This is a genomic window from Caulobacter sp. CCUG 60055, assembly GCF_022750545.1.
Lineage (GTDB): Bacteria > Pseudomonadota > Alphaproteobacteria > Caulobacterales > Caulobacteraceae > PUIC01.
Genome location: NZ_PUIC01000002.1, coordinates 34,821 through 56,927 on the forward strand (window position 1 = coordinate 34,821; position 22,107 = coordinate 56,927).

A 22,107-nucleotide genomic window follows, 5' to 3' on the forward strand; every position below is an offset into this window, starting at 1 on the left:
CGAGGTCCGGAGCGGCGGCCCGCTCCGGATCGCCCTGGAGCCCTAGTCCCGCGCCGGGCCGAGATGGAGCGCGATCAAGCCGCGCCCGGTCCTGGCCAAGGCCCGGACAGGGCCGTCGCCGCCCAGGGTGACGCGGGCGCTGCACGAGCCCTCCATCAACAGCATCAGCCCGTCGGCGAGGTCGTCGTTCGGCGCGCCGGCCCGCCGGGCGAGTTCGGTCAGCCGCCGGTGCAGCTCGCGCTTGTGCTCCATCGACACCTTCTGGGCGGGATGGTCGGTCTCGTGCAGTTCGATGGCGGCGTTGGCCAGGGGGCAGCCGTGGACGTCGCTCTCGGCGGCCTTGACCTCGGAGGCGTCGAACAGCGCCTCCAGCTGCTGGCGCGGGTCGCAGGTGCACGACAGCACCTCGTCCCACCAGCGCCAATAGTCCCGCGCCTGCTCGCGCATGACCTCGGCGATCAGCTCGTCCTTGGAGGGGAAGTTGCGATACAGCGTCATCTTGGTGGCTTCGGCCTCGCTGGCGATGGTCTCGACGCCGACCGCGCGGATGCCGCGTTCGTAGAAGGTTCGGCGGGCGGTCTCGAAGATGCGCTCGCGGGCAGGGCGGCGCAGGGTCTGCGCGCCGGTCCCATCGACCTCCGAATCGTCCACGGCCGTCTCCTCCTCAGAATTTCTGATGGCCATATTTCGGCCACGCTGGTTGACGCGCGAGTGACCGGTCAGTATCTCTCTGCTTCGCAAAGAGACCGAACGGTATCGTCACTTCCCTAACAATCGTTTCAGGTCGCCGCCTCGTCAAGTGCGGCGCCGGGACGCTCCCCAAGACCGCGCTGTCACGAGGATCGGAATTCCCATGCGTTTCCGGCAGATCATCACGACCTTCACCGTCCTCGCTGCCGTCGTCGGGGTGGCCGGCTGCCACGCCGCCGCCCAGGAGGAAGCCAAGCCCCCGGTCCAGCAGGTGTCGGTCGCCGAGGTGCAGACCCGCTCGCTGCGGCAGTGGGACGAGTTCACCGGCCGGCTCGAGGCGGTCGACAGCGTCGAGGTGCGGCCGCGCGTCGGCGGCTATGTCGACGCCGTGCGGCTCCAGGAGGGCGCGCGGGTGCGCAAGGGGCAGGTGCTGTTCCAGATCGACGCCCGGCCGTTCCAGGCCGAGGTCGACCGCCTGACCGCCGAGGTCGCCCGCGCCCGCGCCAAGCTCGACCTGGCCGTGTCCGACCGCGAGCGCGGCCAGCGGCTGCTCGACCAGAACGCGGTAGCCAAGAGCGAGTACGACCGCCTGCAGTCCGAGGAGCGTTCGGCGCGGGCCGACGTGGCGGCGGCGACGGCGGCGTTGCAGGTCGCCCGGCTGAACCTCGAGTTCACCCGGGTGGTCTCGCCCATCGACGGACGGGTGTCGCGCGCCCTGATCACCCAGGGCAACCTCGTCACCAACGCCAGCCTGCTGACGACGGTGGTCTCGGACACGCCGATCTACGCCGCCTTCAACGCCGACGAGCAGACCTTCCTGAAGTACGCCGGCGCCGAGCGGGGCAAGGACAGCCCCGTCTATATGGGCCTGATGACCGAGACCGGCTATCCGCACCAGGGCCGGCTGCACTTCATCGACAACGCCGTCGACGCCAAGAGCGGCACGATCATGGGGCGGGCGGTGTTCGACAACGCCGACGGCCGCTTCACGCCGGGCCTGTTCGCCCGCATCCGGCTGGTCAGCCAGCAGGCCGAGACGGTCGCCCTGGTTCCCGACCGCGCCATCGCCGCCGACCTGGGCAAGCGCTACGTGCTGGTGGTCGGGCGCGGCGAGCGGGTCGAGTACCGGCCCGTGACCCTGGGCGCCCTGGCCGGCGACCTGCGCATCGTGCGCGCCGGCCTCAACGCCGGCGACCGCGTGGTGGTCGGCGGCCTGCAGAAGGTCAAGCCGGGCGACGCGGTCAAGCCGACGCTGCTCAAGGCCCAGGCGGTCAGCGCCGACGCGCTCAAGGACCTCGGACAGGTCGAGGCCGGGCCGGCCCAGGTCGCCCAGGCGTCGCCGCCGTCCGCGACCCGCCTGAACTGACCGCCCGGCTCCGGCCGGAAACCGACGCTCCCAGCCCTTTCAACCGGCCGCCCTCCGGCGGCCGATCCCTGGACCCTGCGCCATGAACTTCTCGAACTTCTTCATCGGCCGCCCACGGTTCGCCGCGGTGCTGTCGATCGTCATCTTCATCGCCGGGATGGTGGCGCTGCCGCTGCTGCCGATCAGCGAGTACCCCGAGGTGGTGCCCCCGACCGTGGTGGTGCGCGCCTCCTATCCGGGCGCCAACCCGGCCACCATCGGCCAGACGGTGGCCTCGCCCCTGGAGCAGGCGATCAACGGCGTCGAGGGGATGATCTACCAGTCCTCGCAGGCGGCGTCGGACGGCACGATGATGCTGACCATCACCTTCGCCCTAGGCACCGACCTCGACAAGGCCCAGGTGCAGGTCCAGAACCGCGTCGCCCAGGCCCTGCCCAAGCTGCCGCAGGAGGTGCAGCGCATCGGCGTGACCACCGACAAGTCGTCGCCGAACCTGTCCCTGGTCGTCCACCTGGTCTCGCCGGACGACCGCTACGACATGCTCTACCTGTCGAACTACGCGCAGCTGCACGTGCTCGATCGGCTGAAGCGCATCAACGGCGTCGGCGACGTGCAGATCTTCGGGGCCGGCGCCTATTCCATGCGCGTCTGGCTCGATCCCGAGAAGGTCGCCTCGCACGGCATGACCGCCGGCGACGTGGTCGCCGCCCTGCGCGAGCAGAACGTCCAGGTCGCCGCCGGCCAGCTCGGCGCGCCGCCGGCGCCCGGCCAGGCGGCGTTCCAGCTTTCCGTCGACGCGCCCGGCCGCCTGGTCAGCGAGCAGCAGTTCGGCGAGGTCGTCATCCGCTCGGGCCAGAACGGCGAGATCACCCGCCTGCGCGACGTCGCCCGCATCGAGCTGGGCTCGAACACCTACGCCCTGCGCTCGCTGCTCGACAACCAGCCGGCCGTGGCCATGCCGATCTTCCAGCGCCCGGGCTCCAACGCCCTCGACATGGCCAAGCAGGTCAAGTCGACCATGGAGGAGCTGAAGAAGGAGTTCCCGCAGGGCGTCGAGTACCGGATCGTCTACGACACCACCGCCTTCACCAAGGAATCCATCAAGTCGGTGATCCACACCCTGGTCGAGGCCATCGTCCTGGTGGTGCTGGTGGTCATCGTCTTCCTGCAGGGCTGGCGCGCCTCGGTGATCCCGCTGATCGCCGTGCCGGTGTCGCTGATCGGCGCCCTGGCGGTGATGCTGATGATGGGCTTCGGCCTCAACGCCCTGACCTTGTTCGGGCTGGTGCTGGCCATCGGCATCGTCGTCGACGACGCCATCGTCGTGGTCGAGAACGTCGAGCGCAACATCTCGCTCGGGCTCGCGCCCGCCGACGCCGCCCGCCGGGCGATGGGCGAGGTCACCGGCCCGATCATCTCCACGGCCCTGGTGCTGTGCGCGGTGTTCGTCCCGACCGCGTTCATCACCGGCCTGACCGGCCAGTTCTACCGCCAGTTCGCCCTGACCATCGCCATCTCGACGGTGATCTCGGCCTTCAACTCCCTGACCCTGTCGCCGGCCCTGGCCGCTGTGCTGCTCAGGTCGCACGACGCGCCCAAGGACCGCTTCCAGAAGCTGATCGACGCGGCGCTCGGCTGGCTGTTCACGCCGTTCAACCGGGTGTTCGCCGCCGGTTCGGCCGGCTATGTCCGCGGCGTCGGCAAGTTGCTCGGCCGTTCCGGCGCGGCCCTGGCGCTCTATGCCGGCCTGCTGGCCCTCACCGTCCTCGGGTTCGCCAAGACCCCGACCGGCTTCGTGCCCCAGCAGGACAAGCAGTACGTCGTGGCGGTGATCCAGCTGCCCGACGCCGCCTCGCTGGACCGCACCGAGGCGGTGGTGCGCCAAGTCACCGACCTTGGCCTCAAGACCCCCGGCGTCGCCCACGCCGTCGCCTTCCCGGGCCTGTCGGTCAACGGCCTGATGAACAGTCCGAACTCGGCGGCGGTGTTCTTCCCCCTGACCGACTTCAAGGAGCGTCGCAGCGAGGCGCTGTCCGTCACCGGCCTGGCCCAGACCCTGAACCAGAAGTTCGGGGCCATCCCCGACGCCCAGGTCGCCGTCTTCCCGCCGCCCTCGGTGCAGGGGCTGGGCACCATCGGCGGCTTCCGCATGCAGATCGAGGACCGGGCCGGCCTGGGCCCCGACGCCCTCTACGCCGCCACCCAGAACCTGATCGCCAAGGCGTCCAAGGACCCGGCCCTGGCCAACCTGTTCTCCAGCTATCAGGTGGGCGTGCCCAAGATCGCCGCCGACATCGACCGCGAGAAGGCGCGGGCGCAGGGGGTGTCGCTGACCAACCTGTTCGAGACCATGCAGGTCTATCTCGGCTCGCTCTACGTGAACGACTTCAACCGCTTCGGGCGCACCTACCAGGTCAACGTCCAGGCCGACCAGCGCTTCCGCCTGCAGCCCGAGCAGATGCTTCGCCTGCAGACCCGCAACGGCGCCGGCCAGATGATCCCCCTGGGCTCGTTCGTCACCTTCCGCGACGCGGTCGGCCCGGACCGGGAGTCGCACTACAACGGCGACCTGACCGCCGAGATCAACGGCGGGCCGGCTCCCGGCTATTCCAGCGGCCAGGCCCAGAAGGCGCTGGAGACCCTGGCCAAGCAGGAGCTGCCCAACGGCATGGGCTTCGAGTGGACCGAGCTGACCTACCAGCAGATCCTGGCCGGGGACACGGCGGCCTACATCTTCCCGCTCTGCGTGCTGCTGGTCTTCCTGGTGCTGGTCGCCCAGTACGAGAGCTGGAGCCTGCCGCTGGTGGTGATCCTGATCGTGCCGATGTGTCTGCTGTCGGCCCTGGTCGGCGTGCAGATCAGCCGCGGCGACAACAACATCTTCACCCAGATCGGGCTGATCGTGCTGGTGGGGCTGGCGTGCAAGAACGCCATCCTGATCGTCGAGTTCGCCAGGGAGCGCGAGCAGCACGGGGCCTCGGTGCTGGAGGCGGTGCTCGACGCCTGCCGCCTGCGCCTGCGGCCGATCCTGATGACCTCGGTGGCCTTCATCATGGGGGTCGCCCCCCTGGTGACCTCGCACGGCGCCGGCGCCGAGATGCGGCGGGCCATGGGCGTGGCGGTGTTCGCCGGCATGCTCGGCGTCACCCTGTTCGGCCTGGCCCTGACCCCGGTCTTCTACTTCGTCATCCGCCGCTTCACCGGCCGCAAGGCCGCCGCCGCCCTGCCGGCGGCCGACGCCCCCAACCCGTGAGCGCAAGGACCCGGAACCCGACCATGATCCCGATCCGTCCCGCCGCCGCGCTCGCCGCCGCGCTTCTCGTCTCGGCCTGCGCCGTCGGTCCCCGCTATCAGGCGCCGACGGTCGCGCCGCCGACCTTCCAGAACGCCGATCCCCAGGCCTTCGCGGTCGGCGCCGCCCCCGAGGCGTCGTGGTGGCGGGCTTTCCAGGACCCGACGCTCGACGACCTGGTCGCCCGCGCCCTGGCCGGCAACCTCGACCTGCGCATCGCCGGCGACCGGGTGCGCCAGGCCCGGGCCCTGTTCCGCGACGCCGAGCTGGACTTCGCGCCGCGGGTGACCAGCCGGGCCGGCTACGCCGCCAGCAAGCAGCAGCAGCCGGGCTTCTCCGATCAGCCGACGCACGTCGAGAGCTATCAGGCCGGCTTCGACGCCGCCTGGGAGATCGACCTCTTCGGCCGGGTGCGGCATTCCGTCGAGGCGGCCAAGGCCGACGCCCAGGCCGCCCGCTCGGACCTGCGCGACGCCCAGGTGGCGGTCGCCGCCGAGGTGGCGCGCAACTATTTCGAGCTGCGCGGCGCGCAAGCCCGCCTCGCGGTGGCGCGCCGCAACCTCGACACCCAGCGCGAGACGCTGCGCCTGACGCAGGTGCGCTTCGACGTCGGCCGGGGCGACGCCGTCGACGTGGCCAGCGCCCAGGCCCGCCTCAACGCCACCGAGGCGCAGATCCCGACGCTGATCGCCGCCGAGAAGCGCGCCAACTACCGGCTGGCGGTCCTGCTCGGCCAGCGCCCCGGCGCGCTCGACGAGGCGCTCAAGGCGCGCGACGCCGCCACGCCGCCGCTGTTGCGGGCCTTGCCGATCGGAGACGCGGCCGAGCTGCTGCGCCGCCGGCCGGACGTCCAGGCCGCCGAACGGCGCCTGGCCGGCGAGACGGCGCGGGCGGGGGTGGCGACCGCCGACCTGTTTCCCCGGGTGCGGGTGTCGGGCTTCATCGGCTTCCTTTCGGGAGACTTCTCGTCCCTGACCGACGCCCGGGGCCGGGCGTGGTCGGTGGCGCCGACCGTCAGCTGGCCGGCCCTCGATCTCGGCGGCGCCCGCGCCCGGCTGCGCGCGCAGCAGGCCAGCGCCGACGCCGCCCTGGCCGCCTACGACCAGACCGTGCTGCGGGCGCTGGAGGACCTGGAGACGGCGCTGGTCGCCTACCGTCAGCAACAGGCCGAGGTCGCCAGCCTGACGGACCAGGCCGCCGCCTCCCGCCGCGCCGCCGAACTGGCGCGCATCCAGTACAAGGAAGGCCGCATCGACTTCCTGGTCCTGCTCGACGCCGAGCGCACCCTGCTCGCCGCCGAGGATGGGCTGAGCGTGGCCGAGACCGGCGTCAACACCGCCGTGGTGGCGGTTTACAAGGCGCTCGGCGGCGGCTGGACCGCCTGAGGCGGCGCCCGCGACCCGGCGGCGTGAACTGAAAGCGCCGCCGGGCGTTCCTGGCCTGTCAGCTTACCGACACACGGCTGCGCTATCTGAATCCAATCCGGCTGGTTCGGGCGCGCCGCGCCTGGGCCGTCGGCGGTGCGCGTCCCCGTCATACATCGCGAACGGAGTCCGTCATGGGCATCTTCTCAAGCATCATGGACAAGATCTTCCACCACGGCGGGCAGGACGCGCCCGCCCCGGCGCCCGATTCCGCGCCGGCCGACGCCGCCCCGGCCGCCGAGGCCGCTCCCCCGCCGCCGCCCGCGCCGGTCGACGTCGCCGCCGTCCTCGACGGCATCGAGGATCAGAAGGGCGAGGACCTCAACTGGCGGACCTCGATCGTCGACCTGATGAAGCTGCTCGATCTCGACAGCAGCCTGCAACACCGCAAGGACCTTGCCGGCGAGTTGCAGTATGATGGCGACACGGACGACAGCGCGAGCATGAACATCTGGCTGCATGCGCAGGTGATGAAGAAGCTGGCCGAGAACGGCGGCGTCGTGCCGGCCGACCTGCAAGGCTGACCGCCGAGGCGCAGGCCGAACTTGATGGAGGAATGACATGGGTTTGCTTGACGGCGTTCTGGGCGGCCTGCTGAACCAGCAGGGCGGCGAAAATCAGAGCGGAAACATCATCGGCGCGCTGCTGGGCGGCGCGAACCAGCAGGGCGGCGCGGCCGGCGGCATCGGCGGGGTTCTCGAAACCCTGGCGGCCAACGGCATGGCCGACCACGTCGCCTCCTGGCTGGGCGACGGCCACAACCTGCCGATCAGCACCGACCAACTGCGCAGCGCCCTGGGCAATGAACAGGTGCAGCAGATGGCCTCGTCGCTGGGCCTGCCGGTCGACGACTTCCTGAAGCATGTCGCCGACCACCTGCCGGCCGCCGCGGCCGCCGGCGCCGCGACGCCGGACGACGGCGCCTCGGCCTGATTCGGAACTGTCCGGCGGCCCAGGGCGGCCGCCGGACAGTCTCTTCGTGGATTTTCCTCGGCGAGGGGCGCTCTAGCCCTTGTCGCCCGCCGCCGTGACGCCGGACGGCCAGTTGGCGATCGCCCGCGCCGCCGGCGGCAATTCCTTGTCGATGACCACGCCGGGATAGAGCACGCGCATCCACAGCGCGCTGGCGGCGTCGGCGGCGGCCATGTCGTCGGCTCCCAGCTCGGCCAGCAGGCTCAGCAGACCCTCGTCGGGATAGATGATCAGCTTGCGGGCCAGATCGTCCATCATCGATCCCAGCAGATAGGCGACCAGCATGACGGCGCCTTCCGACAGCGCGCCCTGGGGATAGCGGCGCAGGACGCTGGCCGCTATGCGTTCGTACCAGCTCTGATTGGTGTTCTGCGTCATCTTGGCGAAGGTCGGGTCCTCGTCGCCGACCTGCAGGATGCAACGGAGCAGGCCGGAATTGCTCCGGCAGATGGCCAGCCACCGGCGGTTGGTGCGGCGGATGGTGTCGAACGGTCCCGCATCGGCGTCGCTGGTCAGATTGACGCTGAAGAAATCTTCCAAGAGGCTGGTCAGCACAGCCATGGTCGCGTCGGTCTTGTCGCGGAAATAGACGTAGAACGAGCCTTCCGCGACCCCCGCCGCCTCGGTGACGTCGGTGACCCGCAGGGCGTGATAACCCTTTTGCTCCAAGACCTTGGCGGCGGCGATCTTCAGCCGCTCCCGCGTGCGCTGGCCCTTGGTCGGCGGCGGCGACGAGGCCAGGCGCGCTTCCAGGAAATCTATGAACGAAAGGCCGGCCTCGGGCGCGGCGAGCGTCGCCGATGGCGATGACGAGTGAGAGGCGGTTGACGAGGTCATAAAATTGAGGTCATTCTCATATTTAGTGATTTCAACCTGTACCCGCCTGGAGACGCCGTGTCCAATCCCAGCGCTGCTCGAATGCTGTCAGACTTCGCGCCCGGAAGCGAGATAGGCGTCTCGAACTGGATCGACGTGACGCAGGAGATGATCGACGCCTTCGGCGCGGCCACGCTCGACCCCGATCCCCTGCATATCGATCCCGAGTGGGCGGCCGCCAACGGCCCCTTCGGCGGCTCCATCGCCTTCGGCTTCCTGACCATCGGCCTGCTGACGCCGATGTTCCACGACGCGGTCGGCCAGGGATGGGGCGACGATCCTGCGGTGGCGGGCTACAGTCTCAACTACGGTTTCGACCGCGTGCGGCTGGTTTCGCCGGTGCCGGTCGGCAGCCGGGTCCGCGGCCGGTTCGTGGTCGCCGAGCAGCGATGGGACGAGAAGGGGCGGCGTATCTTGAGCGTGGATTGCGAGATCGAGATCGAGAACGAGCCGCGGCCGGCCCTGGTCGCGCGTTGGCTGACCGCCTGGGTGCCTCCGTCCGCATGAGCCGCGCCCACCCGCCCGCGCCGGCCCTGTCGCGCGGCGAGACGGCGGCCTACGCCGTCGGTTCGTTCGCCAACGGCGTGTTCTCGACCGTGCCGACGGTGCTGTTGCTCTACTTCTGCACCGAGACGCTGGGCGTGCCGGCGGCCTGGGCCGCCGCCGCCGTGTTCGCGCCCAAGGCCTGGGCCATCTTCTGGGACCCGTTCGTCGGCGCCTGGTCGGACCGGACCCGCTCGCGGTTCGGCCGCCGGCGGCCTTTCCTGGCCGCCGGCTGCGTCGGGTTGCCCCTGGCCTTCGCCGCCCTGTTCTGGGCCCCGGTCCACGGACCCGTGGCGGGCTTCCTCTGGGCGGCCGGCGGCTACTTCCTGCTGGCCACGCTCTATTCGCTGTTCGCCGTGCCCCATAGCGCCGTTCCGGCCGAGATCGGCGCCGAACCCGCCCAGCGGGCCCGGCTGGTCGGCTGGCGGATGACCGCCGCGATGGTCGGCGTCCTGGCCGGGGCCGGCGGCGCGCCGGTCCTGATCCAGGCGTTCGGCGGCGGCCGGGCCGGCTATGCGGCCATGGGGGTCTGCGTCGCCGTCCTGTGCATGGCCGCGATGGTCAGCCCCCTGGTCATGCTGCGCCGTCACGACCGCCCCGCCGCCGCGAACGCGGGGCGGCCGGCCCCGGCGCCGCTGATCGGCCAGTTGCGCCTGGCCTTCTCCGACGCCGATTTCCGCCGCCTGGGCTGCGCGTTCCTGTTGCAGCTCACCGCCGTCGGCGCGGTTTCGGCCGCCGCCCCCTACATCGTCGTCGGCGCCTTCGGCCGGCCGGAGGGCGACGTCGGGACGGCGATGGGAGCCCTGCTGGTCGCCACCATCCTCAGCGTGCCCGTCTGGTCCTGGCTCGGCCGCCGCTATGGCGAAAGCCGGATGCTGGGCGTGGCCGCCGCCGGCTACGCCGCCGCCGCGCTGGCCGTCGGGGCCGCGACCATGCTGCACGTGGCCTGGCCCGTGGCCGTGGCCTGCTTCACCCTGGCCGGCGCGCCCTTCGCGGGCTTGCAGGTGCTGCCGTTCACCCTGGCCGCCCACGTCGCCCACGCCGCCAGCCGCGAGCGAGGCGCGGCGAACGGCGAGGCCGACGGCATCGAGGGCGTGTTCACCGGCGTCTGGACCTCGATCGAAAAGCTCGGCCTCGCCTTGGGGCCCGCCCTGACGGCCGTGGTGCTGTCGTTCACCGGCAAGACCGGGCCGGCGATCGCCGGCTTCGTGGCGCTGGCTCCGGCGGCCCTGGCCCTGGCCTCGATGATCTTCCTCAACCCGTCGCGGGCCGCCGACGAAAGCCTGGAGCCGTCCGCATGACCGCCGTGTCCTCGTCGCCCGCGCCCGCGTCCTTCGAGGCGCCGCCGCTGCTGCCGCGCATCAGCGACTACTGCGCCTGGATGGCCGCCCGCACGCCCCAGGCCGAGGCCATGGTCCTCGACGGCCGCCGCTGGACCTACGCCGAGCTCGACGCGGCGGTGGACCGGCTGGCGCGGGCCCTGATCGCCGCCGGCGTCGTCAAGGGCGACCGCGTCGCCACCTTGCAGACGCCGCATCCGGACTATCTGATCGCCTTCCTGGCCGCCGCCTCGATCGGCGCCATCTGGATCGGGCTGAACCCCCGCTACCAGCTGGAGGAGCTGGCCTATGTGCTGGAGGACTCCGCGCCCAAGGTGCTGCTGGCCCGCACGCGGATAGGCCCGCGCGACTACGCCGAGACCCTGGCGGCCCTGCGGGCGCGCCAGCCGGCCCTCGAGCTGGTGGCCGCCTTCGCCGGCGAGCCGTCCGCCCCCGGCGTGACGGCATGGGAGGCGTTCATCGCCCTGGCCGACGATCGCCCGCCGGAGGCCCTGGCCGAGGCGCGGCGTGGCTGCGGCGGGCGCGACCCCTGCCTGATAGTCTACACCTCAGGCTCGACCGGCCGGCCGAAGGGGGCGCTGCTGCACCATCACGGCCTGGCGGCGTTCAGCCTGGCGCAGAACCAGGTCTGGCCGGTGCGGCCCCTGCGGGCGGTCAACTACTTCCCGATCAACCATGTCGGCTGCGTGGTGGATCTCAGCCTGCCGGCGTTGCTGGCCGGCGGGACGATCCTGTTCCTGGAGCAGTTCGAGCCGCGCGAGTGCCTGGCCCTGATGGCCGAGGAGCGCGCCACGATGTGGGGCTCGGTGCCGAGCTGCTTCCTCATGCAGCTCGACCTGCCGGATTTCGACAGGTTCGACCTCTCGTCCGTTCAGCTCATCCTGTGGGAGGGCGCGGCCATGCCGCGCGAGACCATCGAGCGGCTGGTCGCCGTGCATCCGCGCCTGGCGACCAATTACGGCATGACCGAGACCACCAGCGGCATCACCGTGTTGGAGCCCACGGCCGAGGTCGAGCTGCTGTCCGCCTCGGTCGGCGCCCCGTTTCCCGGGGTCGAGGTCCGGCTGGTCGACGGCGAGGGGCGGGACGTGGCCGACGGCGAGACCGGGGAGGTCTGGGCGCGCTCGGCCTACAACATGCTGGGCTATTGGAACCGGCCGGAAGCCACGGCCGAGGCCCTGGACGCCGACGGCTGGTTCAGGACCGGCGACCTGGCCGTGCGCCGCCCGGACGGCCGCTACCGCATCGTCGGGCGGTTGAAGGAGATGTTCAAGTCGGGCGGCTACAACGTCTATCCGCGCGAGATCGAAGCGGTGCTGGAGGCCCACCCCTCGGTGGTCGAGGTCGCCGTGGTCTCGGCGGAAGATCCCGTCTGGCAAGAGGTGGGCGTGGCCTTCGTGGTCGCCGATCCGCCGGTTGCTGCGGGGGAGCTGGAGGCCTGGTGCCGCGAGCGGCTGGCCAACTACAAGCTGCCCAAGCGGTTCGTGTTCGAGGCCGCGCTGCCGCTGCTGCCCATCGGCAAGATCGACAAGACCGCCCTGAAGCGCCGCGCTGCGGCGGGAGCCGAAGCCCTGGCCTGACGGCCGGCGGTGCGAAAGGCATGGGGCGATCCGTCGGATCGCCCCATGCGCCATCTTCATTCATGAGGTCGTCGTGGCGCGCGCCGGGCTATCGCGTTCGGCCCTTGGGCGCCCGCCCGCCGGTCAGGGAGACCAGGGGCGGGTGGTGATCTCGATATGGCTGGCCTGCGCGCCGCCGTAGGCCACGGTGAAGGTCTCGGCCTTGCCTTGCGAATAGCGATGGAAGGTGTCGGCGTCGCCGCCGGCGATGGCCACCCGCAGGCGGTGTCCCTGCTTGATCAGGGCCGCCGTCGGCAGCAGCGCGAAGCGCAGGGTCATCATCTGGCCGGGCTTGACCGGCAGGGCGTCGGCGCGGCGGAAGCTGTGCGGCGCCGGGCCCTGGTCGTAGGGCAGACTGGCCGGATCGGCCGGCTTGCGGTGGATGGCGCGCAGCTGGCCCTCGCCCAGATAGGTCGAGCGGCCGTCGGGCGCGACGTCTTCGATATAGACGAACACCGCCGGGTCCGTGGTGCGCGCCGCCATGTGCAGGGTGACCACCGGCGTGCCCACCAGCTCGGTGTCGGCGTCCATCGGCGCGCTGTCGTAGGTGAGCAGCTTGGCGTCCTGCGGCCGGCGGTCGGCATAGGCCGGCGGCGTGCCGAATTGCGTCGACCAGCGGGTGGCCTTGCCGGTGGTGGCGGTGAAGTCGACGGCGTAGCGGTCCTGGCCGCCCTTCGCCGGGGCGGCGAAGTCCAGCGTCCGTCCCGGCGCCAGGAACAGCCGCTTGGGCTTGGCGTCGGCGGGAGGCCAGGCGGCGGTGTCGCGGAACGCCTTGGCGCCCATCACATAGTAGTGGATGCGCCGGCCGATGGCTTCGCCGGCCCGCACCCGGTCGGCGAAGGCGATGTTGGAGGCGTTCACCGCGTCCGCCGCCGGCCTGGGCGCGCGGTCGTCGGGGAAGAACGGGTCGGCCCCCACGCTCTGGCCGTGGTTGTTGGCGGTGATCCAGACCTCGGCCGGAACCTCGGGCGCGGAGCGATAGCGGGCCAGGGCGGCCTCGGCCATGCCGGCGTCCAGCCACGATCCCCAATATTGCACCGGCTTGCGTTCGCGGCGGATGGCGGCGAGGTGGGCGGCGGGCGAGGAGGAGAACAGGCTGTAGCCGTTGCGGCCGGGCTGGTCGCGGAAGGCGATCCCCTGATAGTCCTCGGGGCCCCAGTGCCGGCCCCGGCCGTTCAGGGCGGCGCGCAGGCTGGCGTAGGCCTCGTCGCCGTCGACCGGCTGAAGGGTCGGGAACAGCTTGGCGCAGTCCGCGGCCTGCTTGCGGCAATCGGCGGGGCCTTCCTCGGGGTCTCGCCCGAGGTCCATGTCTCGCACCGCCGTACCCCAGGCCTTCAGCATCCAGTCGTTGGACACGCCCCCGGGATTGAACAGGTGGGCGTAGACGTCGAAGTCGCTCTGGCGCGGAATGGCGGCCAGCAGGGCTGGGGCAGGGCGGCTGGTGACCATGTCGGCGGTGTCGGCCATGTACGACGTGCCGGTGGCGATCACCTGGCCGTTGGACCAGGGCTGGCGCGCCAGATGGGCGATGATCTCGTCCATGTCCTTGCGCTCCTCCGGCCCGATGTCGATCAGCCGGCCGCCGAACGAGCTGGTCGAGCCGCGGGTGTCGACGACGGCCACCACATAGCCGGCGCGCCGCCAGGGCTCGCCCGCACGGGCCTGGCTGGCTCGGCCGTAGCGGGTCTGGATCAGGGCGACGGGGGCGGGCTTGGCCGGCTGCACGCCGCCGGGGAAGTAGAGGCTGACCGCCAGCCGCACGCCGTCGCGCATCGGCAGGTAGTAGGACTTGTCGCTCCAGCCGGCCGGCCGGGCGGCGGCCGACGGCGCCTTCGCCGCGTCGGCGGCTTGGGCCGTCAGGGCGGGCGCGGCGACGGTGAGGGCGGCGGCGAGGATCGGTGCGCTCTTGCGGATCATGGCGGCCCCCTCAGTACTTGAGCTTGAGTTCGACGCCGAACGTGCGCGGCTCGCCCAGGATGATGAACTTCTGGCCGACCAGCGGCTGCCCCGACAGGTCGAACAGGCGCTGCGTATAGATTTCGTCGCCGAGGTTCTTGCCCCACAGGGAGATGCGCCAGCGATCGTCCGACGAGGTCAGCGTCAGCCGGGCGTTCAACAGGCCGTAGGCGTGGACGACGCCGTCCGGATCGGCGTCGTTGGAAATGTAGGTGCGGCCGCGCATCTGGTACTCGCCGAACAGCGACACCGTGCCCAGGCCCTGGAGCGGGAAGCGGTACTCGGCGTTGAGGTCGGCGGTGTAGTTCGGCGCGTAGGCGATGTGGTGCAACGGCTCGCCGGTCGGCAGAAGGCCGCCGTCGTACAACGCCTCCTGGATCGACAGGTTGCCGCCCAGGGTCAGGCGTTCGGTCGGCCGGCCGGTGACCTCGATCTCGACGCCCTGGCTGTGGGCCTTGCCGGCGTTGAGGATGATCGGGTCATAGACCGGCGTGGCGGGATTGTCCTCGGAGAGCTGGATCTTGCTCCAGGCCATGTAATAGAGCGCGGTGTTGACCACGAGCCGGCGGTCGAAGAACTGGGTCTTCAGGCCGACCTCGTAGTTCCACAGGGATTCCGGACCGAAGGCGATGCCGTCGGCGCTGCCCAGGGCGTCGTTGAAGCCGCCGCTCTTGAAGCCCTTGCTGGCCGTCGCATAGGCCATGATGTCGGGCGAGAAGCGGTAGCGGATGTTGGCGTTGGGGGTGAACTGGCTCCATGAGCCGTTGGCGCGGACGTCGGTGTTGCCGCCGAGCAGGTTGATGACGTCGCGCTGCACGTAGTGGATGGTCTTTTCGTCCACCGTGTAGCGGCCGCCGACTGTGACGTCCAAGCGGGGGGTCACCTTCCAGGTGGCGCTGACGAAGGCCGCCTTGCTGGTGGTCTCGAGCTGGCCGTTCGATCCCGTGCGGACCCCGGTCAACGAGGGGTCGCCCAGGCTCTTGGCGAGATCTGAGCCGATCTCGACGAAGCTCTGGTTGTCGCTGTTCTGGTGGTAGTAGTAGAGCCCGGCCAGCCAGTCGACCGGACCGGTGGAGAAGTCGAAGCGCAGCTCCTCGGACCAGCGCGACACCCGCTCCGGGTCGCCGTCATAGAGCATCTTGAGCGGCGAGCGGTCGGTGTCGTTGCGGCTGAAGTAGTCGTGCCAGTGATACGAGGCGATGTTGGTGACGCCCACCTCGCCGATCCGCGTCTTGAAGGTGGCCGCCAGGTCCCAGGCCCGCAGGCGTTCCTGGTTGGGGCTGTCGGAATAGACCTTGCGGTCGTAGGGGTTGGTGTTGAGCGGCAGGCCGGCGGCGATCAGAGCCTGCGGCAGGTCGGCGTTCAGATTGTAGCGCAGGGTCTCGAAGACCAGCTGTTCCTGGTCGACCTCGCGGTAGCTGCCGGTCAGCAGCAGGCTGGTGGCCGGGGCGAAGTCGAACAGCAGCTGGCCGCGGGTGGACCAGGCGTCGTGGTTGTTGACGTCGCGGTTCAGATAGACGTTGCGGTCGTAGCCGCCGTGCTCGTCCTTGATGAAGGCCAGCTTGCCCGACACCAGGCCGGCGACGATGGGGCCGCTGACCGAGGCGCCGATGCGGTAGGCGCTGTAGTTGCCGACGTCGGCGGTGACCGAAGCCGTCAGGGTGTCGGACGGCCGTTCGGTGGTGATGCTGATCACCCCGCCGATGGTGTTGCGGCCGAACAGGGTGCCCTGCGGCCCGCGCAGCACCTCGACCCGGGCGACGTCATAGAGGTCGAGGTCGGCGCCGGCGCCCTGGGACTGGTAGATTTCATCGACATAGAAGCCGACGGCGGGGTCGGCCCCGGCCGAGCCGGCGCCCCCGACGACGCCGCGCAGGGAGGTCGGCGACAGCTTGAGGTCGCCATAGTCGGCGTATTGCAGGCCGGGCGTCTGCCGGGCGATGTCGGCGACGTCCTTGATCCCCTTGCGCTCCATCGCCTCGGCGGTGACGGCGGTGATCGAGATCGGCGTCTCCTGCAGGCGTTCGGAACGCTTGCGCGCGGTGACGACCACTTCCTCGATGGTGCTGGTCGCGCTGGGCGCGGCGTCGACGGTTTCGGCCCAGACAGGGCCGACGAGGCCGAGAGCGAAGGCGCTGCTCAGGCAGGCCTTCGAATTGAAGCGTGACATGGTTCCTCCCCTTAATTATTAAATATGAGATCATTCTCAATTATAACTGTCAATCACGCGGTGGTTGTCTGGCGAAAACATTATGGGGCGGCGGCGAGCCGGCCCCCCGGACGAGGAGGGGGAATGGGTCTGGAAACGTGGACGAGCCCAGGACGGGCCGGGGCGCGCCGGCGGCTGAAGCCGGGGCCGGCCGGCTCGCCGATCCTGCGGGCTCCGGGGGTGTTCGACGCCCTGTCGGCCGTGCTGGTCGAGCAGGCCGGCTTCGAGACGGCCTTCCTGTCCGGCTCGGCCCTGGCCTGGTCGCAGCTGGCGCGCCCGGATGTCGGCCTGCTGTCGCCGGTCGAGATCGCCGACAGCCTGGCGCGCATCCGCGACCGGGTCGAAATCCCCATCCTGGTCGACGCCGACGGCGGCTTCGGCAATGCGGCCCAGACGGCGCGGACGGTGCGGATGTTCGAGGCGGCCGGCGCCGACGGGGTGCAGATCGAGGACCAGGCCGAGGTCAAGCCGGCCGACGCCATGGCCACGCGGCCGCTGGTTCCCCTGGAGGTCATGGCCGGCAAGCTGAAAGCCGCCCAGGACGCTCGACGTTCCGACCAGACGGCGATCAGCGCCCGCACCGACGCGGTCTCGACCGCCGGGTTCGACGAGGCGCTTCGCCGCGCGGCGGCCTTCGTCGAGATCGGCGTCGACCTGCTGTTCGTGGAATCGCTATCGGAGCCGGGTCAGGTCGAGACCCTGGCGCGCGAGTTCGGCGGGGCCGTCCCGCTGGTCCACAACCTGCTGGACGGCGGCCCATCGCCCCTGCGCACGGCGCGGGACGCCGAGGCGGCCGGCTTCTCCCTGGCGCTGTTCCCGGGCGCGGCGATCCAGGCCGCCGCCCCGGCGATGCAGGGGGCTCTCGCCGCCCTGGCGGCGTCGGGCGCGCCGGACGCCACGATGAGCCGCGCCGCGCTCAACGCCGCCGTCGACGGCCCCGACTTCCTGGAGGCCTTCGCTCGCTACGCCGGGACGGCCCAGGCGGCGCCCAGGACCTGACCATGACCCTTCCGTTTCCTCCAGCCGATGAAAGACGATCCATGTCCAGACGCTTCCGCGCTGCTTTGCTGACCCTCGCCGCCGGCCTGTCGGCCGCGTCCGCCGCCGCCGCCCAGAGCACGGCGGCCGACCTCGACCGGACCCTGGGCGAGGTGCAGGCCAAGTCGCACATTCCCGGCTTCTGCGTGGCGGCGTTCGACGCCGACCATGTCATCTACGAGAAAGGCTTCGGCTACGCCGACGTCGCCTCCAAGCGGCCCTACACGCCCCAGACCGTCCAGCCGATCGGCTCGATCAGCAAGACCCTGATCGGCGTCGCCCTGATGAAGGGCGTCGAGCGCGGCTGGTTCACGCTGGACGACGACATCGACACGCTGCTGCCGTTCCCGGTGCGCAACCCCGACTTCCCCGACAAGCCGATCACCTTGCGCCAGCTCGCCACCCACACCTCGGGCATAGTCGACCGCGAGGCGGTCTATGAGGCGGGCTATGTCGCGGGCGACCGCAACGACCTGCAGATCGCCGGCTTCCTAAAGGACTACTTCACCGTCGGCGGCAAGACCTACAGCAAGCGCAACTTCGCCAGGACCGCGCCCGGCGCGGCCTACGCCTACAGCAATATCGGCGCGACCCTGGCGGCCTACATCGTCGAGCTGAAGGCCGGCGAATCCTATGCCGACTTCACCCGCAAGACCATTCTGGAGCCCCTGGGCATGAGCCGCTCGGGCTGGACCGACCAGACCTCCGGGCCGGAGCGGGCGACCCTGTACGACGAAAAGCTCAAGCCCTATCCGGTGTACACCCTGGCCACCTATCCGGACGGCGGGCTGCGCACCTCGTGCGAGGACCTCGCCAAGTTCGTCGCTTCGGTGCTGAAGGGGCGGGCGGGCCAGGACGGCGTGCTCAAGGCGGGCTCGGTCGAAGCGATGCTGAAGCCGCAGTTCGCCGCCGGGGCCATGCCGGCGAGCCTGTCGCCCAAGGAGCCGAACCAGGGCGTGTTCTGGCAGCACCGGCGCGAGGGGACGGTCGGCCATTTCGGCGGCGATCCGGGGGTCTCCACCTTCATGGCCATCGACCCGAAGACGAACGTCGGCAAGGTCATGCTGGCCAATGTCGGCGGCGAGGCCGCCCTGCGCGCCTACGGCGCCGAACTGGGCGCCGCCTGGCGGGCGGTGCTGGCCTACGAGCCCAAGCCGCCGGCCAAGTGACGCCCGCCGCGAAGGCGCCGGTCAGGTCGGCGCCTTCCACACCTGGCCGAGCAGGCGGCGGAAGTTGCCGCCCAGCACGGCCTGGATGTTGGCGTCGGAATAGCCCCGCCGGATCATGGCCTCGGTGAGGTCGTAGATGCGGCGCGGATGGTCGTAGCCGTCGGTGTCGAGCTTGTCGCGGAAGGCGTAGCTGGCCTTGTAGTGCGAGCGCATCTCCTTGACGACCGCGTCCGGCAGCTTGTCGTAGCCGTAGAGATCGCTGTCGGAGCCGACCCCGACATGCTCGAAGCCGACCAGCTTGGCGACGTGGTCGATGTGGTCGACGATGTGCTCCACCGTGGTCGGCTCCTTGGCCGAGACGAAGTTGCGCACCGCCGTGATCCCCATGACGCCGCCCTTGGCCGCCAGCTTGCGGATGGCCTCGTCGGTCTTGAGCCGGGGGTGGTCGTTGAGCGCGCGGCAGTTGGAATGGGTGACGGCGATCGGGCCCTTGGACAGCTCGATGGCGTCCAGGGTGGTGCGGTCGCCCGAGTGGGAGACATCGATCAGCATGCCCACCTCGTTCATCTTCTGGATGATCTGGGCGCCGTAGTCGGTGACGCCGCCGTCGATGCGCTCGGTGCTGCCCGAGCCCAGCAGGTTCTGGCGGTTGTAGGTGAGCTGCGAGGCCCGCTGGCCCAGGTCGTAGAAGGCCTTGACGTCGTCGACCGTGCGGAAGTGGTCGGCGTTCTGGACGCCGTGGATCACCGCGATCTTGCCCTGGGCCTTGGCCCGGTCGATGTCGGCGGCCTGGTCGACCAGCAGGAAGCTGTCGCTGTTGCGGCCGATGAAGCCGCTCCAGGCCGAGAGGAAGGTCAGGACATCGGCGTAGGAGTCCGGGCCGTTGAAGCCGACCGAGTTGTGGAAGGCGGTGACGCCGCTGGCCTTGAACGCCTCCAGCTTGGCGGGCGTCAGGGCCTTGTCGTAGAGGTCGGGCGTATCGCCCATGAAGATCGGGGCCAGCATGTCGATGACCAGGCTGCGTCCCACCAGATCGATCGTCCGGCGGGAGTATTGTCGCGTCGCCGCCGCCTCAGCCGGGGAGAGCGAGGCGGCGGCGATCGCGCCCGCGCCGCCGATGAAGGCGCGGCGGGTGGCCAGGGACAGGGGCGGCATGGACGTCTCCAATTATAATTATGATCTCAATTTCATAGTATGGCGCGGGCGAGACTGGCAAGCGGGCCGTTGGGAGCCGGGGAGCAACGAAAAAGGCCGCCGCGGCGACCCCCGACCCGTTCGGATCGGAGGCCGCCGCGACGGCCTTGGCGCAGGGCTGAAGCCTTAGGCTTAAGGCAGCTTGGCGCTGAGCGAGACGCCGATGATGCGCGGCTCGTTGAGCACGGCGGCCATGTAGTTCTCGATCACGCCCTTGAGGTTCTTCTCGTTGGTGATGTTGCGGGCGAACAGGGCCAGTTCGTACTGACGGTCGGCGGGGGTGTAGCCGATCTTCAGGCCGCCCTCGAAGTTGCCGTCGGCGTAGAACTCCTTGGTCTTGTAGAGCACGAAGTTCGTATAGCCCTGGACGTTCCAGTCGGTGGCCACGAACACCTCGCCGTTGTTGCGGAGCGGGAAGGTGTAGCGGGCGGTGAAGTCCAGGTTGTACTCCGGCGCGTTCGGCAGCGGGTTGCCGTCGATCTGGGCGTAGACGTTCGAGCCGATCTTGATGGTCGGGTTCTGGACGGTGCAGACCACCACGCCGCTCAGCGCGCAGACCTGGGCGTAGACCCGCTTGTCCTGGATCTCGCTGTGCAGCAGGCTGAGGCCGCCGGTCAGCACCAAGTTGGGGATCGGCCGCCATTCGGCGTCGGCTTCCAGGCCGTAGGCCTGGGCCTTGTCGGCGTTGAACAGCACGCCGTTGCCGTTGGAGTCGTTGCCGTTCAGCTGGATGTCGTCGACCGTGTAGGTGAACACGGTGGCGTTCAGCCGCAGGCGGTTGTCGAACAGGCGGCTCTTGACGCCCGCTTCGTACGACAGGATCGTCTCGGAGTTGGCGGTGGTGAAGTCCGAGTTGAACACCGCCGAACGGCCCTGGATGGTCGGGCCGCGGAAGCCGCGGGCGATGCGGGCGTAGACGCTCAGATCGGGATTGACCTGATAGAGCGCGCTCAGGTCCCAGCTCGGCTGGGTGTCCGACAGGCTGACGAACTTGCGGCCGGTGTAGGTGACGACGCCGGCGGCGCTGTCGGCGGTCTTGAGCAGCCGGGTCTCCTTGGAGTCCTCGGTGGTGCGGGCGCCGGCGGTGATGGTCAGGTTCGGCAGAACCTCATAGCTGACCTGGCCGAACAGCGCCCACGAGGTGTTGACGTTGCGCAGGCGCACCCAGTTGTTCGGGTTGGTCCCGGTGAAGTAGGCGCGCTGGTAGAAGTCGGTGGTGTCGCGCGAGTCGAAGTAGAGGCCGCCGACCTGCCACTTCAGGCGGCTGTCGCCGGCGCTCGCGAGGCGCAGTTCCTGGGTGTACTGGCCGAGGTTGCGCACCTTGCCCATCGACTCGCCGAAGCCGACGCCGCCGAAGTTGGCCGCCGCGCCGCCGTCGGTGTCGCCGCGGCTGTAGCCCGAGGTGGTCTCGTAGGCAGTGATCGAGGTCAGCGTCATCGGGCCGAACTCGTAGGCCGCTTTGACCGAGCCGCCGTAGGTCTTGTAGGCCTGCGGGTTGTCGCCGCCCTCGTCATAGGCGACCTGCGAGCGCGACACGCCGCTGACGCTGTTGGAGCCCTGCGCCAGGCCTGCGCGGTGGAACAGGGTCGAGGTGCCGCTGTACTCGCGGGCGTGGGCCGAGCCCAGGATCGACAGGCGGTCGGTCGGCTTCCACAGCAGCTGGCCGCGGACGTCGCGCTCGTCGAAGCCGCCCATGGCGTCGTTCTTGGGCGTGATGGTGCCGTCGGCGCTCGGGCCGTTGTAGGTGTTGTCCACCCAGTCGTCGCGGTGCTGGTACAGGGCCGACAGGCGGAAGGTCAGCTCTTCGCCCTTGATCGGGCCGCCGACGCCGGCGTCCAGGGTGAAGGTGTTGTAGCTGCCGTAGGACGCCTGGGCGCGGCCGTTGAAGTCGGCGCTCGGCTTGATGGTGTCGAACTTGATGATGCCGGCGGTGGTGTTGCGGCCGAACAGCGAGCCCTGCGGGCCGCGCAGCACTTCGACCTGCTGGACGTCGAACACCGGGTTCGACTTCAGCACCACGTGCTCGAGGACGACGTCGTCCTGGATGATCGACACCGGCTGCGAGGCGCCGAGATAGAAGTCGATGTTGCCCAGGCCGCGGATGTAGAAGCGCGGGAAGATGCGGCCGGTGGTGGTCTCGGCGTAGAGGCCGGGCACGCGGCCCGACAGCGACAGGATGTCGTCGCCGCCGGTCTGGAAGGCGCGCAGCTGTTCGCCTCCGACGGCGGCCACCGACAGCGGAACCTTCTGCAGGTTTTCGGAGCGCCGCTCGGCGGTGACGATGATCTCGCTCAGTTCGGTGGTCGGCTTCGCCTCTTCGGCCCAGGCCGAGGCCGCGCACGAAAGGGCGGCGAAAGCGCTGGTCAGCAGCAGCGCAGGCCGCCGGGCGATGAACTTGGACAAGATAGAAACCCCCTCA

General features: G+C 70.3%; 16 protein-coding genes. 10 read left to right on the forward strand and 6 right to left on the reverse strand.

Annotated elements, in window-relative coordinates; all coding sequences use genetic code 11:
• Window positions 1-42: 42 nt before the first annotated feature.
• Window positions 43-651: a TetR/AcrR family transcriptional regulator gene (locus tag C5708_RS04050; RefSeq protein WP_242918133.1), complete on the reverse strand. Its 609-nt coding sequence runs from the start codon at window positions 649-651 to the stop codon at window positions 43-45.
• 202 nt (window positions 652-853) lie between these two features.
• On the opposite strand from C5708_RS04050, the gene C5708_RS04055 reads away from it, so the two are divergent.
• The 5 genes from C5708_RS04055 to C5708_RS04075 all read left to right on the forward strand — a co-directional run bounded on the left by C5708_RS04055 (window position 854) and on the right by C5708_RS04075 (window position 7,705).
• A complete protein-coding gene (locus tag C5708_RS04055) occupies window positions 854-2,056 on the forward strand; it encodes an efflux RND transporter periplasmic adaptor subunit (RefSeq protein ID WP_242918135.1) in 1,203 nt (400 codons plus the stop codon).
• Between the two features lie 82 nt (window positions 2,057-2,138).
• The gene (locus tag C5708_RS04060; RefSeq protein ID WP_242918137.1) at window positions 2,139-5,309 is read left to right on the forward strand and encodes a multidrug efflux RND transporter permease subunit; all 3,171 of its coding nucleotides are present in this window, start codon (window positions 2,139-2,141) and stop codon (window positions 5,307-5,309) included.
• A gap of 23 nt (window positions 5,310-5,332) precedes the next feature.
• The gene (locus C5708_RS04065) at window positions 5,333-6,733 is read left to right on the forward strand and encodes an efflux transporter outer membrane subunit (RefSeq protein WP_242918139.1); all 1,401 of its coding nucleotides are present in this window, start codon (window positions 5,333-5,335) and stop codon (window positions 6,731-6,733) included.
• 173 nt (window positions 6,734-6,906) lie between these two features.
• On the forward strand, window positions 6,907-7,296 hold the full coding sequence (locus C5708_RS04070) for a DUF3597 domain-containing protein (protein ID WP_242918141.1): 390 nt from the start codon (window positions 6,907-6,909) through the stop codon (window positions 7,294-7,296).
• Window positions 7,297-7,333: 37 nt separating this feature from the next.
• Window positions 7,334-7,705: a YidB family protein gene (locus C5708_RS04075; protein ID WP_242918143.1), complete on the forward strand. Its 372-nt coding sequence runs from the start codon at window positions 7,334-7,336 to the stop codon at window positions 7,703-7,705.
• Window positions 7,706-7,777: 72 nt separating this feature from the next.
• Here the strand turns inward: C5708_RS04075 and C5708_RS04080 are convergent, their stop codons facing one another.
• Entirely contained in the window at window positions 7,778-8,581 is an 804-nt protein-coding gene (locus tag C5708_RS04080) for a TetR/AcrR family transcriptional regulator (RefSeq protein ID WP_242918145.1), read from the reverse strand.
• Window positions 8,582-8,662: 81 nt separating this feature from the next.
• Between C5708_RS04080 and C5708_RS04085 the strand changes: the two genes are divergently transcribed.
• Genes C5708_RS04085 through C5708_RS04095 form a run of 3 tightly spaced genes read left to right on the forward strand, consistent with a single transcriptional unit; the run spans window position 8,663 to window position 12,083 of the window.
• Window positions 8,663-9,127: a MaoC family dehydratase gene (locus C5708_RS04085; RefSeq protein ID WP_242918146.1), complete on the forward strand. Its 465-nt coding sequence runs from the start codon at window positions 8,663-8,665 to the stop codon at window positions 9,125-9,127.
• Complete coding sequence (locus C5708_RS04090; RefSeq protein ID WP_242918148.1) at window positions 9,124-10,464, forward strand: MFS transporter; 1,341 nt, start codon at window positions 9,124-9,126, stop codon at window positions 10,462-10,464. Before C5708_RS04085 ends, C5708_RS04090 begins: the two co-directional genes overlap by 4 nt.
• Window positions 10,461-12,083 (forward strand): AMP-binding protein, encoded by a 1,623-nt coding sequence (locus C5708_RS04095; protein ID WP_242918150.1) that lies wholly within the window; start codon window positions 10,461-10,463, stop codon window positions 12,081-12,083. The genes C5708_RS04090 and C5708_RS04095 overlap by 4 nt, the downstream gene beginning before the upstream one ends.
• 123 nt (window positions 12,084-12,206) lie before the next feature.
• Here the strand turns inward: C5708_RS04095 and C5708_RS04100 are convergent, their stop codons facing one another.
• Window positions 12,207-14,039 carry a CocE/NonD family hydrolase gene (locus C5708_RS04100; RefSeq protein ID WP_242918152.1) on the reverse strand — a complete coding sequence of 611 codons (1,833 nt, stop codon included), beginning with the start codon at window positions 14,037-14,039 and terminating at the stop codon, window positions 12,207-12,209.
• A 10-nt stretch (window positions 14,040-14,049) separates the two neighbouring features.
• Window positions 14,050-16,248 (reverse strand): TonB-dependent receptor, encoded by a 2,199-nt coding sequence (locus tag C5708_RS04105; RefSeq protein WP_242918154.1) that lies wholly within the window; start codon window positions 16,246-16,248, stop codon window positions 14,050-14,052.
• A 123-nt stretch (window positions 16,249-16,371) separates the two neighbouring features.
• Between C5708_RS04105 and C5708_RS04110 the strand changes: the two genes are divergently transcribed.
• Together C5708_RS04110 and C5708_RS04115 are read left to right on the forward strand one after the other, a co-directional pair.
• Complete coding sequence (locus C5708_RS04110) at window positions 16,372-17,286, forward strand: isocitrate lyase/PEP mutase family protein (protein ID WP_242918156.1); 915 nt, start codon at window positions 16,372-16,374, stop codon at window positions 17,284-17,286.
• Between the two features lie 41 nt (window positions 17,287-17,327).
• A complete protein-coding gene (locus tag C5708_RS04115) occupies window positions 17,328-18,494 on the forward strand; it encodes a serine hydrolase domain-containing protein (RefSeq protein ID WP_242918158.1) in 1,167 nt (388 codons plus the stop codon).
• 21 nt (window positions 18,495-18,515) lie between these two features.
• Here the strand turns inward: C5708_RS04115 and C5708_RS04120 are convergent, their stop codons facing one another.
• The gene (locus tag C5708_RS04120; RefSeq protein WP_242918160.1) at window positions 18,516-19,649 is read right to left on the reverse strand and encodes a membrane dipeptidase; all 1,134 of its coding nucleotides are present in this window, start codon (window positions 19,647-19,649) and stop codon (window positions 18,516-18,518) included.
• Between the two features lie 171 nt (window positions 19,650-19,820).
• The gene (locus C5708_RS04125) at window positions 19,821-22,091 is read right to left on the reverse strand and encodes a TonB-dependent receptor (protein ID WP_242918162.1); all 2,271 of its coding nucleotides are present in this window, start codon (window positions 22,089-22,091) and stop codon (window positions 19,821-19,823) included.
• Window positions 22,092-22,107: the final 16 nt, after the last annotated feature.

Bases quoted from the DNA above. Each gene is read 5' to 3' on its own strand.
- C5708_RS04085 (WP_242918146.1), top strand. From the start codon at position 8,663: ATGCTGTCAGACTTCGCGCCCGGAAGCGAGATAGGCGTCTCGAACTGG.
- C5708_RS04100 (WP_242918152.1), bottom strand. From the start codon at position 14,039: ATGATCCGCAAGAGCGCACCGATCCTCGCCGCCGCCCTCACCGTCGCC.
- C5708_RS04070 (WP_242918141.1), top strand. From the start codon at position 6,907: ATGGGCATCTTCTCAAGCATCATGGACAAGATCTTCCACCACGGCGGG.
- C5708_RS04110 (WP_242918156.1), top strand. From the start codon at position 16,372: ATGGGTCTGGAAACGTGGACGAGCCCAGGACGGGCCGGGGCGCGCCGG.
- C5708_RS04065 (WP_242918139.1), top strand. From the start codon at position 5,333: ATGATCCCGATCCGTCCCGCCGCCGCGCTCGCCGCCGCGCTTCTCGTC.
- C5708_RS04120 (WP_242918160.1), bottom strand. From the start codon at position 19,649: ATGCCGCCCCTGTCCCTGGCCACCCGCCGCGCCTTCATCGGCGGCGCG.
- C5708_RS04105 (WP_242918154.1), bottom strand. From the start codon at position 16,248: ATGTCACGCTTCAATTCGAAGGCCTGCCTGAGCAGCGCCTTCGCTCTC.
- C5708_RS04055 (WP_242918135.1), top strand. From the start codon at position 854: ATGCGTTTCCGGCAGATCATCACGACCTTCACCGTCCTCGCTGCCGTC.
- C5708_RS04090 (WP_242918148.1), top strand. From the start codon at position 9,124: ATGAGCCGCGCCCACCCGCCCGCGCCGGCCCTGTCGCGCGGCGAGACG.
- C5708_RS04075 (WP_242918143.1), top strand. From the start codon at position 7,334: ATGGGTTTGCTTGACGGCGTTCTGGGCGGCCTGCTGAACCAGCAGGGC.
- C5708_RS04080 (WP_242918145.1), bottom strand. From the start codon at position 8,581: ATGACCTCGTCAACCGCCTCTCACTCGTCATCGCCATCGGCGACGCTC.
- C5708_RS04115 (WP_242918158.1), top strand. From the start codon at position 17,328: ATGTCCAGACGCTTCCGCGCTGCTTTGCTGACCCTCGCCGCCGGCCTG.
- C5708_RS04095 (WP_242918150.1), top strand. From the start codon at position 10,461: ATGACCGCCGTGTCCTCGTCGCCCGCGCCCGCGTCCTTCGAGGCGCCG.
- C5708_RS04060 (WP_242918137.1), top strand. From the start codon at position 2,139: ATGAACTTCTCGAACTTCTTCATCGGCCGCCCACGGTTCGCCGCGGTG.